Raw genomic sequence first — 14295 nt, 5'->3', positions numbered from 1 at the left:
CAGGCAAATGGTTTTTGAGTTCCTGGCGCCTTGTGGACCAAGCCTCGACAAGGCGCCTGACGGGCACATTACAGCTTTGAAATAATTACAAAAATGCACGATCAAGGGTCGCCTTTGATCGCGATCTTTCACGTCCTGTCACGCTCTTGTGATGGCCTCTTGGGAACGAATCCCCCCAATACTAGGTTGTTGGGCACCGGAAGCATGAACCTGCCTGAAACGGCCGGCGACTACTTCGGGTAGATGGCGGCAGGAGGCTTCCATGAACCACTCGATCTACAGCGCAGATCGCGCGACCCATTTGAAAGTCGTGGTCGTCGCCCTCGTCGCAGGGATCGCGGTGGCGGGCCTCGGCATCACGGCACGCACGGGTTCGGATGATGGTCTGACCCAGAGCGCCCGCGTCATCAAGGCCGACAAGCCGGTCGTTATCACCAGCGCGAATGCGTCCCTCGTTCGCTAAGGAGATCTGACGAGTTTTGTGAATTCACGCGGCTCTTTACCAGCCCCCCAAAGTCGCCACGTGGATATGTAGACGACCCCAACCCCAAGTCGACTACAGAAAGCGCCCGCCCCCCACGGGCGCTTTCTCATGTCTGGGGTACGCGACTGATAGAGTGCGAGAAGCAGCGGCATCCCCTGCTCGTGTCCCGGACGCAGCGCGCGAGCGCAGCAAAGCAATCCAGAGTCTTTCCGCGGAGACAATGTCGATCCCGTTATCCTGAGGTGCGAGGCATGCGATGCAAACGCATCGCATGCGGAGCCTCGAAGGATGAGCGCCGAGATACAGCGGGGCTGTCGCCCTTCGAGGCCTCCGCTTCGCTCCGGCGCCTCAGGGTGACGGTCACAGATGAGAGCTCGCAGTACGTGGGCATTCGCATCTTCATTGCAGACACACCTTCGCATCCTCGCGGCGCATTTCGCCCGAGCTGTGCTTCATCACTTCACCCTCGATTGAAAGAGGGCGCAGGGAAGACCGGGCGCCGGCTGGCACCCGCGGTCCACTGTGCGAAACCTGCGTGAACAAGAAGCTGCACAGCGGCATACAGGTGTAGCCAGGACATCCCGGCCTTCCCTGCGCAGTGGCTTTACGGCTTATGTCGTGTTCTCCCCGGGGAGCGTTGCACTATTGCCCCCGTCGCCTTGCGGATGGCTGGCGGATGCGTCCGGTTGGACGACACCCATCACCACAAGACTTGGCGCACAGACCCCGGGCGCCAGGACGACACGATTTTGCCGTACGCGGATCACACCGGTCGTGTGCGCGAGGTCTTCGCTCACGGTTACCCGCCCTGCGAAGCTGTTCGCGCCGATGTCACCTGCGTCCACCGCCGCCCGGCCCGCGCTCGTGACGATCGCGATACGCCCCTCTTCCTTGGGCCGGGTTGCCCGACACATACGTCATTTCCGAATTTCGGTAAAGTGGAATATTTTTGTCGCCCTGCGTTGACCCAGGGCTCGCGTGTTTTGCCCGTCGACCAACGCAAGGGCTTGTGGCAAGGATACCGGGATGCCTCGACAAAACCCCCGTTGTCATTCCCCGCGAAGGCGGGGAATCCAGTACGCCGCAGCTTCTCCGTACCACACCCCTGTCTCTGGAATACTGGATCGTCCGCTTTCGCGGACGATGACACCGATACTTGGAGCTACCGCGCCCCATAGCTCGGCGGCGGTGCCTGCACCGTCGGCGCAGCGGCGGCGAACAGCTCTTCCTTGCTGCCGGTCAGCGGCGGATAGATGCGCTTGCGGTTGATGATGTTCTTGGTCGCCTTCGCAGCCTGACCGGTCGCCCTCACCTCGCGATCCCACCCTTCCGTATAGAGCGCGCCCCAGCCGCCGAGATCGATCACGGTCACGTACCAGTCGATCCGCAGCGGCAACATCGGCAGGCCGGCGAGATCGGCGACCACGTTGTGGCCGGCGAAGCGGCCCATGGGGCGCGCGAACTGGCAGGACATCACGGTCGGATGCAACCCGTCGACCACGCTCGAGGCGACGTCGCCGGCCGCGAACACGCCGCCGACATCCGCAACCCGCATGAAGGGATCGACCAGCAGGCGCCCGAGCCGGTCGCGCGCGTCCGGAAAACACGCAGCCAGGGGGCTCGCACGCATGCCCGCGCACCAGATCACGGTCTGGGCCGGAATGAACTCGCCGGAGCTCAAGCGAATGCCGGCCGCCTCGACCGAGACGACGCGCACGCCGAGGCGCATCTCGACGTCGAGCGCGGCCAACGCCGTCTCGATGACGGGACGCGCCGGCGCGCCGATGGTGGCGCCGGCCGCGGCGTTGGGATCGACCAGGATGATGCGGCGGCTGCCGGTGATGCCCGCGCGCGCCAGCCTGTCGGGCATCTCGGCCGCCACCTCGATGCCGGTAAAGCCTGCGCCGACCACCACCACCGTCGAACGCCCTGGCGACGGCGCGCTGCGGCCGAGCGAGACGAGATGATCCTCGAGGTGAAGCGCCGCGGTATAGGTATCGACATCGAAGGCGTGCTCGGCAAGGCCTGGGATGTCGGGACGCATCACCTCGCTGCCGAGCGCCAGCACCAGGCGGTCATAGGCAAGCGTCTGCTCGCCGCTGCTCGTGACCAACGAAATTTCGTGCCGGACCGGATCGATGGCTTCGACCTCGCCGATCTCGTGACTGACACCGACGGGATCGAGCAGCTGCGGCAACGGTATCGCGACCTCGCTGAGATCGACCTCGTAATTGCGCACACGGATGTTGTGATAGGGATTGCGATCGATCAGGCAGATCTCGATGTCGCTGACAGCACCGATCTCGTCGCGCTTGCGTGCGGCACCGATGGCCGCCCACAGGCCTGCAAATCCGGCGCCGAGCACGACGATACGCGCCATGTCCGTTGACTGCACTTTCCCAATGGAACGACAAGGGAACGACAAGCGATCGAGCGGTCTACCCGCACAGGTAGATATAGCTCATCGCCGCGAACGGGCCAACTGTGATCCGCAGAACGAAACCGGGGCGCGCCTACGCCTCGCGCAATTCCGACGGTGTCGCGCCAAAGCGCTTGCGGAACGCACGGTTGAAATATGACAAATCGGAAAAGCCCGAGGAATGCGCGATGTCGCTGATCTTGCGCGCCCTGGCGCGGGGATCGCCGAGCAGCTTGCGCGCCTGCAGCAGGCGCTGCTCCAGCACGAATTCGGTGAAGGTCGTGCCGGCCTGCTCGAACAGGCGTTGCGCCTGGCGTGGACTCAAGCCCGAGCGCGTCGCGATCTCGGACAGGCAGAGATCGTTGCGGCCGAGCGCGGCCATCACATCGGCGCGCATGAGGTCGAGGCGCGCCGCCGCATGGCCGCGGCCACGCGCAAGACTTGCATGCTCGGCATCGGTGCCGAGCAGGAGGCCGACCAGATCGACCATATGCTGCGCGGTCAGGCGCTGGCCCACCGCGTCGAGATGCGGCGCGTGATTGGCGGCGAGCGCGTGGTAGCGGAAGATGGTCTCGGCCACCGCACCGTCGCTGAGCACTTGCGACAGCTTGTCCTCGGTACGCGGATTGATGTCGAGCAACGCGCGGCGCGGCATGCGGATGGTGGTGAAGCGGTTTTCATCGGTGTGACCGACGGTGCCGGTGATGCTCATGTCGACGAGCACCATCTGCGCGGGCGCAAGCTCCACGGTGTGGCCATTCTGCCCGACACGGACGAGGCCGGCATGTGCGGCGATCAGCATGAGGTCGTCGCTGCCGTCGGCAAGGTGGCTCTGGGTGCGGGAATATTGCGCGGAGGCGCCTTCCGGAATGGCGAGCGCGATATTGTCGACCACGCTGATCTGGAGCCGGCAATCGATGCTGTCGCCATGGCTCGGCCCGATATCGAGGCCGCAGGCACCGAAGGCCCGCTCGCGCCAATGCTCGAACGCAGGGCCGTGCGGCAGTCCGGTGTATTGGTGAATGAAGATGCCGGGCGTTTTCGCTGCATCCATTTGTTTTCTAGCCCCTCTTTCGGCTCCGCGATCGGCGGCGCCGACTGCAATTTCCGGGAATTTGACGCCACGAATTGCGGCAAGGTTCAAATCGGGGGCGGATTCAAGGCGACTTGTCGGGATGCGACGGCGAGATGGACCGTGGCGACAGGGACGCAGCTTCGTAGCCCGGATGGAGCGAAGCGTAATCCGGGGTTGTCGCCTGATGGCGCTGGTCCCGGATTGCGCTGCGCTCCATCCGGGCTACGGGACCTACTTCTTCGCCGGGGCGGGCGCCTGCGGCTGGGACGGCGGTACGGTCTCGATCAGCTTGCCGGAAAAGATGGGGGCCGAGGTCGGCTGGCCGTTAGGCGAGCCGCCGGCCTGCTCGACCGTGACCGCATAGGTGGCGCCGTTGACGACTTCGGAATCATAGGAGGCGAGCAGCGGACGCGCGGTGAATTCGCCGGCGCCGATCACACCGAGCGAGCGCGGGCGCGGCAGCTTGTCGGAGATCAGCCAGAGCTCGAAGCTCTTGCCGGGCTCCGGCGTCGCGCCGACCTTGCGCACGGTAAAGTTCTTGGTCGCGCCGTCGATGGTGAGGATGAAGGCGGGGCCGCCGCCCTGGCCCTGCAGCAGCGCGACATATTGCGCGGCGGCGGTGAGCGGCGCGGCCGGTGTCTTCACTTCCACCGTCTGGATGCGCGGCGCGGGACGTAAAGCCCCCGGCAGCGCGTCGGGCAGGAAGATCTGAAGCGACAGCGTCACCAGCAGCGCGGCCGCGAGCGCGCCGACCGCGGATGCGATCGAGCGCCAGCGCTTCACGCGGCCCTCGAGGCGGATCACGTTGGTGTCGTCGGCGATCGGCACCTGCGGCGTCCGGACGACCTCGGGATCGGGCGCGTGGACCTGCGGCATGAACACCGGCGCGATGTCGGGTATCGCATCGGATCCGGAGCGCGTCGGCTCGGGCTGCTCTGCTTCGGGAGGCTGCGGCTCTGGTTGCGGCACCTGCTCCAGCGGCGCTTCCGGCGGCGCGGCTTCGACGGGCGGGACTGGCGGCGGTACGACGTCGGCCAGAACAGGCGGCTGCTGCGCAAGCACCGTGCGCGCGATCTCGGACCTGATGTTCTCCCACACGACCGGACGCGGCTCGACCGAGCCGACCATCTGGTTGAGGGCGCCGAGCCGATAGGCCCAGGCCTGCACGATGTCGGCGAACGCCGGGTCCACCGCCATCATGGTCTCGACCTGCGCGCGCTCATCGGCCTCGAGCGTACCGAGCGCATATTCCGCGGCGAGCGCGATATGGTCCTCCGAGTAGGCCATCACATGCAGTCCAGAACCACCCTCACCGTATAAACCTTCATAGTCCGAGGCACTCCCGGATATCCAACATGCTGCGCCGGAGCCACGTCTTCACCGTGTTGACGGGAGCTGCGAATTTCTCCGCCAATTGCTCGCGGCTCCAGCCGTTGTAATAGGCGAGAAGCACGAGACGCTGACGGTCGGGCTCGAGCCGGCCGATGCATTCCAGCAGCCGCTTCAACTCCTCGGTCATCTCCCGGCGCGCCAGCGGATCGGGGCTGTCGGCCGCGACCTCCATCGCCTGCGGCTCCTCCTCGATCGAGACCTCCGACTTCTTGCGCACGATGTCGATCGCACGGTTGCGCGCGATCGAGGCCATCCACGTGATCGGCGACGACAGCGCGGGATTGAACTGGCCGGCACTGTTCCAGATCTTGACGTAGGTCTCCTGAATGACCTCCTCTGCGAGATCCTGTCGGCGCAAGATACGGAGCACGACGCCATAGAGTTTCGCGCGCGTGGCGGCGTAGAGGCGCTCGAACGCCGCCTGATCGCCCTTCGCCACCGCCTCGATCAACCCGACCAGCTCTGCTGGCGTCAGCATTCAGCCCCCCAACCTTCCTCCCTCTCCCCCGCCTGCGGGGTCGGGACGAGCTACGCTCGCCCTGAGAGGGTCGGGGTGAGGGGGAGTCTCCGCAAGGGAGGTTGCAGACGGACCCGCGGAGAGTCCCCCTCACCCGGATCGCGCCGGACGATGCTACGCATCGCCGGGGCAATCCGACCTCTCCCCTCAAAGCGGGGCGAGGTAAACCACGCACCACCATAGCGCGTGGCCAAGCCGTCCACCAAGGGGTGCGGCGCCACACTGTGGATAGCACATGCGAAAACCCGGACCTTGCGGGTCCGGGTTTTACAAATTCTCGGCAGTTTGGCCGCTGGCTGTGTCTTTAGGCGACGGCGCCGATGCGGGCGCGCATCAGGCCGATGCTGTCGAGGTCGGCCTGCTCGCGGGCATTTTCCTCGGCGCGCTCGCGGGCCTGGTCGCGCTCGTCCAGGAGCTCGACCTTCTTGAGCTCCTCGAAGGCCTCGGCCAGCGCGGCCTTGGCTTCGTCGAGCTGGCCCTTGAGCTCGTCGGCCGAGCGGGTCAGGTTCTCGCGGCGCTGAATGGCGGCCTTGGCATAGGTCGGATAGGCGAAGTGCGAGGGATCGTTGATCCCGGCACGCTCCTGCTCGGTCGTGATCTCGCGTTCAAGATCGGTCGACATCCGCTGGAAGTCGGCGATCATGGTCTCGATCTGGGTGACCCGGCGGCGCTTCTCGTCGACCTGAAACTTCTTCAGGCGGATGAGGGTATCTCGTGACTTCATCGACTCATACTCCCCAGAAGTCCCCTCGCTGCACGTGGGACGTCACCGGTCTCCCCACAGGCCCGACTGGGGCCAAGACCGGCTCTGCTACTCTGTGGGATGGGATGATGACCTGACAAAGTTAGCGTTCCGTTTCCAAATTACCGAGGATATGCGCCAATTGGCGATAGCCGTCAGCCAGAGACGCATTTTCGTCCTTGCGCTGGCGCAGGAACGCCTCGAGCGGTTCGTGCAGGCGGATCGCCTCGTCGACCTCGGGGCTGGAGCCGGCCCGGTAGGCGCCGAGCCGGATCAATTCCTCCATGTCGGCATAGGTCGCCATCACCGCCCGCGCCTTCTGGATGGTCGGCCAGAACTGCGGATCGGCCGATTTCGGCATGGTGCGGGAGACGGATTTGAGGATGTTGATGGCGGGGTAGCGGCCGCGCTCGGCGATCGAGCGCTGCATCACGATGTGGCCGTCAAGGATGCCGCGGACGGCGTCCGCAATCGGCTCGTTATGATCGTCGCCGTCGACCAGCACCGTGAAGATCGCGGTGATGGCGCCCTCCCCCAGGCCCGGCCCGGCGCGCTCCAGAAGTTTCGGCAGCTCGGTGAAGACGGTCGGGGTGTAGCCCTTGGCCGTCGGCGGCTCGCCGGCGGACAGGCCGATCTCGCGCTGGGCCATGGCAAAGCGCGTCACCGAATCCATCAGGCAGAGCACATCCTGGTTCTCGTCGCGAAAATATTCGGCGACCGCGAGCGTCAGATACGCCGCCTGGCGGCGCATCAGCGCCGGCTCGTCGGAGGTTGCGACCACCACGACCGAACGGGCGAGGCCCTCCTCGCCGAGGTCATCCTGCAAGAATTCCTGAACCTCGCGGCCGCGTTCGCCGATCAGCCCGATGACGCTGACCGCGGCATCGACGTTGCGCGCGAGCATCGACAGCAGCACCGATTTGCCGACGCCGGACCCTGCGAAGATGCCCATGCGCTGGCCGCGGCAGCAGGTGAGGAAGGTGTTCATCGCGCGCACGCCGAGATCGAGCGGGGCGCCGACACGCTTGCGCGAATGCGCCGGGGGCGGCGCATTGCGGAACGGCATCGGCGAGGCGCCTTGCGGCAGCGGTCCCTTGCCGTCGATCGGCTCGCCCAGCGCGTTGACGACGCGGCCGAGCCAGGCCGACGACGGCCGCACCAGATTGGCGGCATTGGCGATGACGGCCTTGCAGCCGCGGCGCACGCCGTCGAGGCCGGCGAACGGCATCACGACAGCATTGTTGCCGGAGAAGCCGATCACCTCGCAGGGAATCGAACGGTTGGCGCCGGTCTCGATCACCAGCCGCGCGCCGACCGACATCGCGTGGATGGGGCCGGCCACCTCGACCATCAGGCCGCGCACACCGACGACGCGGCCGTAAATATTGATGCCGTCGATATCGCCGATCTGTTCGGCAAGCGCCTTCATAAGACAGCCTTCATCAGGAGCGCGCTTTCATATGAGGCTTCATAGAATGGCCGCCCGCTTTCGTGAGCCCCGGGCCTTCACGGGGAAAACCTTAAGTTTCGCCATATTTCTGAACGGCGCTTAACTTCGTGTTTACCCGCATCATTAATCATTGCGTCACTGTCTTTGTGACTGAGCGTGACTCCCCTTCAGAAGAAGGCTGAGTCGCGGGAGTCGGTTAGGCCCGTCTCTTAAAGTGGAACTTGAACAGAACCGGGTGACGAAAGCTGCTTCCTACACAAGACCTTAGGGCGATTCGACAAAAATTGCACCCGGGGGACTTGCGTTCCAGAATCAGGATTTGTTAACCATCTGTTGTCAGGATCCGAATCAGTTGTTCAAAGGCGTTTTGTTGAGTGCCGCGAATGCGGCCGACCTGACGCCCAGGAGCGGCGACTATGGGGAACTGGCATGCGCGTTTTGCTGATTGAAGATGACAGCGCCGTCGCGCAGTCGATCGAGCTGATGCTGAAGTCTGAGAGCTTCAACGTCTACACGACCGATTTGGGGGAAGAAGGCGTCGATCTCGGTAAATTATACGATTACGACATTATCCTTCTCGACCTCAACCTGCCCGACATGTCCGGCTACGACGTGCTCAAGCAGCTTCGGGTCTCCAAGATCAAGACACCGATCCTGATCCTCTCCGGCCTCGCCGGCATCGAGGACAAGGTCAAGGGTCTCGGCGTCGGCGCCGACGACTACATGACCAAGCCCTTCCATAAAGACGAGCTGGTGGCCCGCATCCATGCGATCGTGCGCCGCTCCAAGGGTCACGCCCAGTCGGTCATCCAGACCGGCGACCTCGTCGTCAACCTCGACACCAAGACGGTGGAAGTCGGCGGCCAGCGCGTGCATCTGACCGGCAAGGAATATCAGATGCTGGAGCTGCTCTCGCTCCGCAAGGGCACGACCCTCACCAAGGAAATGTTCCTCAACCATCTCTATGGCGGCATGGACGAGCCCGAGCTGAAGATCATCGACGTCTTCATCTGCAAGCTCCGCAAGAAGCTGGCCAACGCTTCCGAGGGACGCAATTTCATCGAGACCGTCTGGGGCCGCGGCTACGTGCTGCGCGAGCCCCATGAGCACGAAGAGCGCATTCCCGCCTGATCTTCTGGGTTTACGTCGCAAGCCCTCCCGGGCTTGCTCCTCCCAGCCTGGACCCCGCCGCAAATGGCGGGGTTTTGTTTTTTGGGGATGCCAAGGCGGGTTCAAAGGCGGGTTCATCGCCCTCCCGCCATTGAACCGCTATCCTCCTCCCATCGACGAATGGTCGCTGCACGATGGGGGAACGATGATCCTGCAATCACTGGCCGGCCTGCCCGCCTTCCTGGTCTATTTCTGCACCGGGCTGATCGCGATCGTGGCGTATCTGTTCGTCTATACCCGCATCACCGCGCATAACGAGTTCCAGCTGATCCGCGACAACGAGCCGGCGGCGGCGATCGCGCTCGGCCTCAGCCTGCTCGGCTTCGTGGCGCCGCTGGTCAGCGCAATCGCACATTCGGCCAACGTGCTGGACTGCCTGATCTGGGCGATGATCGCGCTGATCGTGCAGGTCATCGTGTTCTTTCTCGTGCGCGTGCCGGTGCCGAACCTGTCGGCGCGGATCGCGGCCGGCGAGCTGGCGCCGGCCATCTGGCTCGGGCTGTCCTCGCTCGCGGCGGGACTGCTCAACGCCGCCAGCATGATCTATTGAGATGGCCGACAAACCTTCCAACAAGCAGTTCGGCAAGCGCCGGCCACGCCTGCCACAGCCATTGCCGTTGCCGGCCAAAGAGCCGGTGAAGCGCTCCGGCCATGTCGCGCTGCTGGTGATGGGCACGCTCGCGGTCGGCACCACCGCGTACACGATGATGCCGCGTCAAAATTGCGAGCCCCCTCCGCCCGGAACGGACCCGGCGGTGCAGACAAGCACCAATTGCAGCAGCAGAAGCAGCTCCTCGAGCAGCGGCAGTTCGCGCTGGTCGTCACGGTCGAGCTTCTTCAGCAGCGATTCCTCGAGCCACTCCTCATCGGGCACGTCGTCCGATTCCGGCCACAGCAGCGTCAGCCGCGGCGGCTTCGGCTCGTTCGGCCATGGCTTCTCGAGCGGGGGCTAACAATGCAGCGCATCACGTGCCTGGAGCGCGACGATTGGCGAGAGACCGCGGCGCAATGCGGCTTCGTCTTCCACACCATCGACGGCGAACGCTATTGGGACGAGCGCGCCTATTACGGCTTCACGCTCGACGAGATCGAGCGCGGCATCGAGACGCCGACCGCCGAGATCGAGGCGATGTGCCTGGAGCTTGCCGGCCGCATCATCGGCGAGGAGCGGCAGCTGCGGCGCTTGCAGATTCCTGAAGCGTTCTGGAGCCTGATCGCCGAGAGCTGGCAGCGCGACGACCGCAGCCTCTATGGCCGGCTCGATTTGAAGTTCGACGGCAAGTCGCCGGCAAAACTGCTCGAATACAACGCGGATACGCCGACCTCGATCTTCGAGGCCGCGGTGTTTCAATGGACCTGGCTCGAGCAGGCGATCGAGCGCCGTATCGTCCCTGTTCGCGCCGATCAGTTCAACTCCATCCATGAGCGACTGATCGGGGCGTGGAAGGAGATCGCCGCGGGCCGTCACGTCCATCTCACCGGCACCACCGACAACTCGGAAGACGCCGGCACGCTCGCTTATCTCGAAGACACCGCGCGCCAGGCCGGCCTCTCGACCAGGCTGCTCGACATCGAAGAGGTCGGCTGGCGCGATGAGCCTGGCGGCTTCGTCGATCTCGACGAGGCCGACATCGCACTCGCCTTCAAGCTCTATCCCTGGGAATGGATGTTCCACGATTCCTTCGGCGCAAAGCTGAAGGACGCAGCCACGCGCTGGATCGAGCCGCCGTGGAAGGCGGTGCTCTCCAACAAGGGCATCTTGCCGCTGCTCTGGGAGATGTTTCCGAACCATCCCCATCTGCTGCCAGCGTTCTTCGAGGATGACGCGCGGGCAGCGGAGCTCGGAACATCCTACGTCCGCAAGCCGCTGCTGTCGCGCGAAGGCGCCAACGTCACGATCGTGTCCGGCGGCGTGGCGCTCGACGAGCAGGCGGGTCCCTACGGCGCCGAAGGTTTTGTGCGCCAGGCGCTCGCGCCGCTGCCGAATTTCTCCGGCTTCTATCCGGTGGTGGGAAGCTGGCTGGTGAATCACGAGCCGTGCGGCCTGTCGATCCGCGAGGACGAGAGCCCGATCACCGGCAACCGCTCGCGGTTTCTGCCGCATGCGATTTTGTGAGTGCAATGGCGCATGAGACGTATCTCTCGGCGCAATCGAAAGTATCGTAGGATGGGCAAAGCGAAGCGTGCCCACCATTTCTGTTGCATGTTGGATCGATGGTGGGCACGGCGCAAGTGCGCCTTTGCCCACCCTACAATTCCGGACTCGCGGAAGGATCACCGCGCCGCGGCAACCTTCAACGACGGCGGCATCAATCCGCCCATGGGGCGGCCGGAACGTGCGGGGTTGAGCTGGTAGAGACCGCGGCGCTCGGCGATGGGACGGAACGCATCGGTGATGCCGACGACCGATTCCGCAGCACCCAGCAACAGCGTGCCGTCGGTCTCCAGGCCCTTCGCCATCCGCTCGAAGATCACCGCCTTGGTGTCCTGGTCGAAATAGATCAGCACGTTGCGGCAGAAGATCACGTCGAAGGTGCCGAGATGGGAGAAGTCCTGCAGCAGATTGAGCTGGCGGAACTGCACCATGGCGCGAATGTCGGCATTGAGCTGCCAGGTCTCGCCGGATTGCGTGAAGTACTTCATCAGGTGCTGGATCGGCAGGCCGCGCTGCACCTCGAACTGGCTGTAGATGCCGGCCTTGGATTTCTCCAGCACCTCCTGCGAAAGATCGGTGGCGACGATCTCGATGCGCCAGCCGGCCAACGCTGCCCCCATCTCCTTCACGCACATCGCGATCGAATAGGGCTCCTGGCCGGTCGATGACGCCGCCGACCAGATGCGCAAGCTCTTGCGCGCCGCGCGCGCTTTAATCAGGCCCGGCAGGATGGTGTCGCGCAAATGATCGAACGGGATCTTGTCGCGATAGAAGAAGGTCTCGTTGGTGGTCATCGCTTCGACCACGTCGGTCGCAAGCCGGCCGTCACCGTTCCTGATCTTCAGCACCAGATCGGGAATGCCTGATAGACTCGCCTTGCGCGCCAGCGGCAAGAGCCGGCTCTCGACCAGATATTGCTTGTCGGGGGACAGATCGAGGCCGGAGCGCTCTTTCAGGAACTTGCGCAGATAATCGTAATCAACCGGCGTCACGCGCGATCTCCCGCGAACAGGCGGTTGACCTTGGCGCCGATCTGGTTGAGCGGCAGGATCGCCGCGCAGATGCCGGCATTGGCCGCCGCGCCCGGCATGCCCCAGACCACGCTGGAGGCTTCGTCCTGCGCGATGACGCTGCCGCCGGCCGCAACGATGTCCTTGCCGCCGCGCATGCCGTCCGAGCCCATGCCGGTCAGGATCACGGAGAGGATGCTGCCGTGCCAGATGTCGATGGCGGAGGTGAAGAGCGGATCGACCGCGGGCTTGCAGAAATTGACGGCGGGGCCGTCGTCGAGCGCGATCACGGTGTCCGCACCGCTGCGCGCCACGCGCATGTGCTTGCCGCCGGGCGCGAGATAAATCCGTCCCGGCTTCACCGGCTCGCCGTCGACCGCCTCGGCGGCCGGCTTACGGCTCGAACGCGCCAGATGCTCGGCAAGGATGGTGGTGAAGGTCGGCGGCATGTGCTGGGTGATCAGCACCGGGAAGCGGTCGATCACCGGGCCGAGCTCGGTGACGAGCGCCATCAGCGCCTGCGGACCGCCGGTCGAGGAGCCGATTAGCAGCACCTTGGGGGTCTGAGTGGAGAACGGGCGCATGGTGAGCGCCCCGGATGACGCAGCAGGCACCGCCGGAGCGGGCACTGCGGGCCGCGCAACAGGACTACGCGGGGCCGGAGCCGGGCTCGCCGGCGCCAGCGGCGGGCTTGCCACCGCGGCCTTGCGACGCAGCCGCGCACCGAGATGGCGGATCTTCTGGATCAGGTCGTGATGAAAGATGTCAGCGGCCGACGCCTCGCGCGTCGATTCCGGCTTCGGAATGTAATCGGCGGCGCCGAGCGACAGCGCCTTGAAGCTGATCTCCGCGTTACGGCGGGTCAACGTCGAGGCCATGATGATGACGAGATCGCGCTTCTTCGCAAGCAGCTGCGGCAGCGCCGAGATGCCGTCGAGCTCGGGCATTTCGATGTCGAGCACGGCAACGTCAGGATTGATGCGTTCGATCTGGTTGACCGCTTCGAGCCCGGTGCGCAGCGAGGCAGCGACCTCCATGTCGTGCTCGGCGCCGATCCACCGCGAGATCAGACCGCGGATGACGACGGAGTCGTCGACGATCATCACCCGCAGCGGCCCCGCTTCGCGCGAGCCGGTCGTGGCCGAATTACCTGCGAACGCAACACTCATTACTCACCAACTCAGACTGAAAGGGTACAGTTGAAAACATGCGCCGAAGAATCGCTTCGGACTCAGGCAGATCGCTCAGATAAGGCCGACTTCCTGGAATTTCGCCGTCACGATGTCCTTGTCGAACGGCTTCATGATGTACTCGTTGGCGCCGGCATGCAGCGCGCGCGCGATATGCGCGACGTCGTTCTCGGTGGTGCAGAACACCACCTTGGGCTGATCGCCGCCGGGCATGCGCCTGAGATGGCCGAGGAACTCGTAGCCGTCCATCACGGGCATGTTCCAGTCGAGAAGCACCGCATCGGGCAAGCCGCGCTTGCAGGCCTCCAGCGCCTTCTCACCGTCCTCGGCTTCGAGGATCTGGAAGTCGAGGCCCTCCAGGATCCGGCGCGCAACCTTGCGGATGACGCTGGAATCATCAACGACGAGACAAGTTCGCATGTGAACCTCTGCTTCCTCCCCCTTTTGCGGGGGGCACTTCCAATTACTGGCACGTCGGCGGCGAGCCGCCGTATCAGGCCGCCATCATTTCCGGCGCGAGCTCGAGGACGCGATCGACGTCGAGGACGACCATGAGCTGGCCCTCGAGGCGGTGGACGCCGCCGGCGAGCTTGGCCATGCGGGGGTCGAGGTTGACGGGATTTTCTTCCATGCCGGCTTCGGGCAGGCGCAGCACCTCGCCGATCTGGTCGATCAGCAGGCCATAGGATTC

At 64.7% G+C, this 14295-nt stretch carries 15 protein-coding genes; 5 read left to right on the top strand and 10 right to left on the bottom strand.

The annotated features are described in order from the left end of the window. The first annotated feature begins 262 nt into the window (after window positions 1–262). Window positions 263–463, top strand: coding sequence for a hypothetical protein (locus A3AS_RS0107235; protein WP_018316930.1), 201 nt, complete (start codon window positions 263–265; stop codon window positions 461–463). 1183 nt (window positions 464–1646) lie between these two features. Here the strand turns inward: A3AS_RS0107235 and A3AS_RS0107225 are convergent. The 6 genes from A3AS_RS0107225 to fliI form a co-directional block, all read right to left on the bottom strand. Further along, window positions 1647–2864, bottom strand: a complete 1218-nt coding sequence (locus tag A3AS_RS0107225) for an NAD(P)/FAD-dependent oxidoreductase (protein WP_018316928.1) — start codon at window positions 2862–2864, stop codon at window positions 1647–1649. Window positions 2865–2997: 133 nt separating this feature from the next. Next, window positions 2998–3957, bottom strand: coding sequence for an AraC family transcriptional regulator (locus A3AS_RS0107220; RefSeq protein ID WP_018316927.1), 960 nt, complete (start codon window positions 3955–3957; stop codon window positions 2998–3000). A gap of 252 nt (window positions 3958–4209) precedes the next feature. Next, window positions 4210–5265 (bottom strand): anti-sigma factor domain-containing protein, encoded by a 1056-nt coding sequence (locus A3AS_RS0107215; protein WP_018316926.1) that lies wholly within the window; start codon window positions 5263–5265, stop codon window positions 4210–4212. Between the two features lie 37 nt (window positions 5266–5302). Continuing rightward, window positions 5303–5848, bottom strand: coding sequence for a sigma-70 family RNA polymerase sigma factor (locus A3AS_RS0107210; RefSeq protein ID WP_018316925.1), 546 nt, complete (start codon window positions 5846–5848; stop codon window positions 5303–5305). A 343-nt stretch (window positions 5849–6191) separates the two neighbouring features. Beyond that, a complete protein-coding gene (gene fliJ, locus A3AS_RS0107205; protein WP_008138882.1) occupies window positions 6192–6611 on the bottom strand; it encodes a flagellar export protein FliJ in 420 nt (139 codons plus the stop codon). A 121-nt stretch (window positions 6612–6732) separates the two neighbouring features. Further along, window positions 6733–8058, bottom strand: a complete 1326-nt coding sequence (gene fliI, locus A3AS_RS0107200; protein ID WP_018316924.1) for a flagellar protein export ATPase FliI — start codon at window positions 8056–8058, stop codon at window positions 6733–6735. A gap of 450 nt (window positions 8059–8508) precedes the next feature. Between fliI and ctrA the strand changes: the two genes are divergently transcribed. The 4 genes from ctrA (at window position 8509) to A3AS_RS0107180 (ending at window position 11365) form a co-directional block, all read left to right on the top strand. Beyond that, window positions 8509–9210: a response regulator transcription factor CtrA gene (gene ctrA, locus A3AS_RS0107195; RefSeq protein ID WP_008138878.1), complete on the top strand. Its 702-nt coding sequence runs from the start codon at window positions 8509–8511 to the stop codon at window positions 9208–9210. Between the two features lie 184 nt (window positions 9211–9394). Next, a complete protein-coding gene (locus A3AS_RS0107190) occupies window positions 9395–9799 on the top strand; it encodes a DUF350 domain-containing protein (protein WP_026201752.1) in 405 nt (134 codons plus the stop codon). Window position 9800: 1 nt separating this feature from the next. Continuing rightward, complete coding sequence (locus A3AS_RS0107185; RefSeq protein WP_018316922.1) at window positions 9801–10202, top strand: hypothetical protein; 402 nt, start codon at window positions 9801–9803, stop codon at window positions 10200–10202. Window positions 10203–10204: 2 nt separating this feature from the next. After that, window positions 10205–11365 (top strand): glutathionylspermidine synthase family protein, encoded by a 1161-nt coding sequence (locus A3AS_RS0107180; RefSeq protein ID WP_018316921.1) that lies wholly within the window; start codon window positions 10205–10207, stop codon window positions 11363–11365. Between the two features lie 158 nt (window positions 11366–11523). Here A3AS_RS0107180 and A3AS_RS0107175 read toward each other — a convergent pair whose 3' ends face one another. The 4 genes from A3AS_RS0107175 to A3AS_RS0107160 all read right to left on the bottom strand — a co-directional run. Next, window positions 11524–12396 carry a protein-glutamate O-methyltransferase CheR gene (locus tag A3AS_RS0107175; RefSeq protein WP_018316920.1) on the bottom strand — a complete coding sequence of 291 codons (873 nt, stop codon included), beginning with the start codon at window positions 12394–12396 and terminating at the stop codon, window positions 11524–11526. Further along, a complete protein-coding gene (locus tag A3AS_RS0107170) occupies window positions 12393–13583 on the bottom strand; it encodes a chemotaxis response regulator protein-glutamate methylesterase (RefSeq protein ID WP_018316919.1) in 1191 nt (396 codons plus the stop codon). The genes A3AS_RS0107175 and A3AS_RS0107170 overlap by 4 nt, the downstream gene beginning before the upstream one ends. Window positions 13584–13658: 75 nt before the next feature. Next, complete coding sequence (locus A3AS_RS0107165; protein WP_007600538.1) at window positions 13659–14024, bottom strand: PleD family two-component system response regulator; 366 nt, start codon at window positions 14022–14024, stop codon at window positions 13659–13661. 73 nt (window positions 14025–14097) lie between these two features. Further along, window positions 14098–14295: chemotaxis protein CheW (locus A3AS_RS0107160; protein ID WP_018316918.1), on the bottom strand; the 198-nt coding region annotated here is incomplete at its 5' end.

The sequence above is a fragment of the Bradyrhizobium sp. WSM2793 genome, assembly GCF_000379585.1.
Classification (GTDB): domain Bacteria; phylum Pseudomonadota; class Alphaproteobacteria; order Rhizobiales; family Xanthobacteraceae; genus Bradyrhizobium.
Note: the sequence above shows the minus strand (reverse complement) of the source record. Positions and strands in the feature narration are given on the sequence as shown.

Bases quoted from the DNA above. Each gene is read 5' to 3' on its own strand.
- A3AS_RS0107235 (WP_018316930.1), top strand. From the start codon at position 263: ATGAACCACTCGATCTACAGCGCAGATCGCGCGACCCATTTGAAAGTC.
- A3AS_RS0107225 (WP_018316928.1), bottom strand. From the start codon at position 2,864: ATGGCGCGTATCGTCGTGCTCGGCGCCGGATTTGCAGGCCTGTGGGCG.
- A3AS_RS0107220 (WP_018316927.1), bottom strand. From the start codon at position 3,957: ATGGATGCAGCGAAAACGCCCGGCATCTTCATTCACCAATACACCGGA.
- A3AS_RS0107215 (WP_018316926.1), bottom strand. From the start codon at position 5,265: ATGGCCTACTCGGAGGACCATATCGCGCTCGCCGCGGAATATGCGCTC.
- A3AS_RS0107210 (WP_018316925.1), bottom strand. From the start codon at position 5,848: ATGCTGACGCCAGCAGAGCTGGTCGGGTTGATCGAGGCGGTGGCGAAG.
- fliJ (WP_008138882.1), bottom strand. From the start codon at position 6,611: ATGAAGTCACGAGATACCCTCATCCGCCTGAAGAAGTTTCAGGTCGAC.
- fliI (WP_018316924.1), bottom strand. From the start codon at position 8,058: ATGAAGGCGCTTGCCGAACAGATCGGCGATATCGACGGCATCAATATT.
- ctrA (WP_008138878.1), top strand. From the start codon at position 8,509: ATGCGCGTTTTGCTGATTGAAGATGACAGCGCCGTCGCGCAGTCGATC.
- A3AS_RS0107190 (WP_026201752.1), top strand. From the start codon at position 9,395: ATGATCCTGCAATCACTGGCCGGCCTGCCCGCCTTCCTGGTCTATTTC.
- A3AS_RS0107185 (WP_018316922.1), top strand. From the start codon at position 9,801: ATGGCCGACAAACCTTCCAACAAGCAGTTCGGCAAGCGCCGGCCACGC.
- A3AS_RS0107180 (WP_018316921.1), top strand. From the start codon at position 10,205: ATGCAGCGCATCACGTGCCTGGAGCGCGACGATTGGCGAGAGACCGCG.
- A3AS_RS0107170 (WP_018316919.1), bottom strand. From the start codon at position 13,583: ATGAGTGTTGCGTTCGCAGGTAATTCGGCCACGACCGGCTCGCGCGAA.
- A3AS_RS0107165 (WP_007600538.1), bottom strand. From the start codon at position 14,024: ATGCGAACTTGTCTCGTCGTTGATGATTCCAGCGTCATCCGCAAGGTT.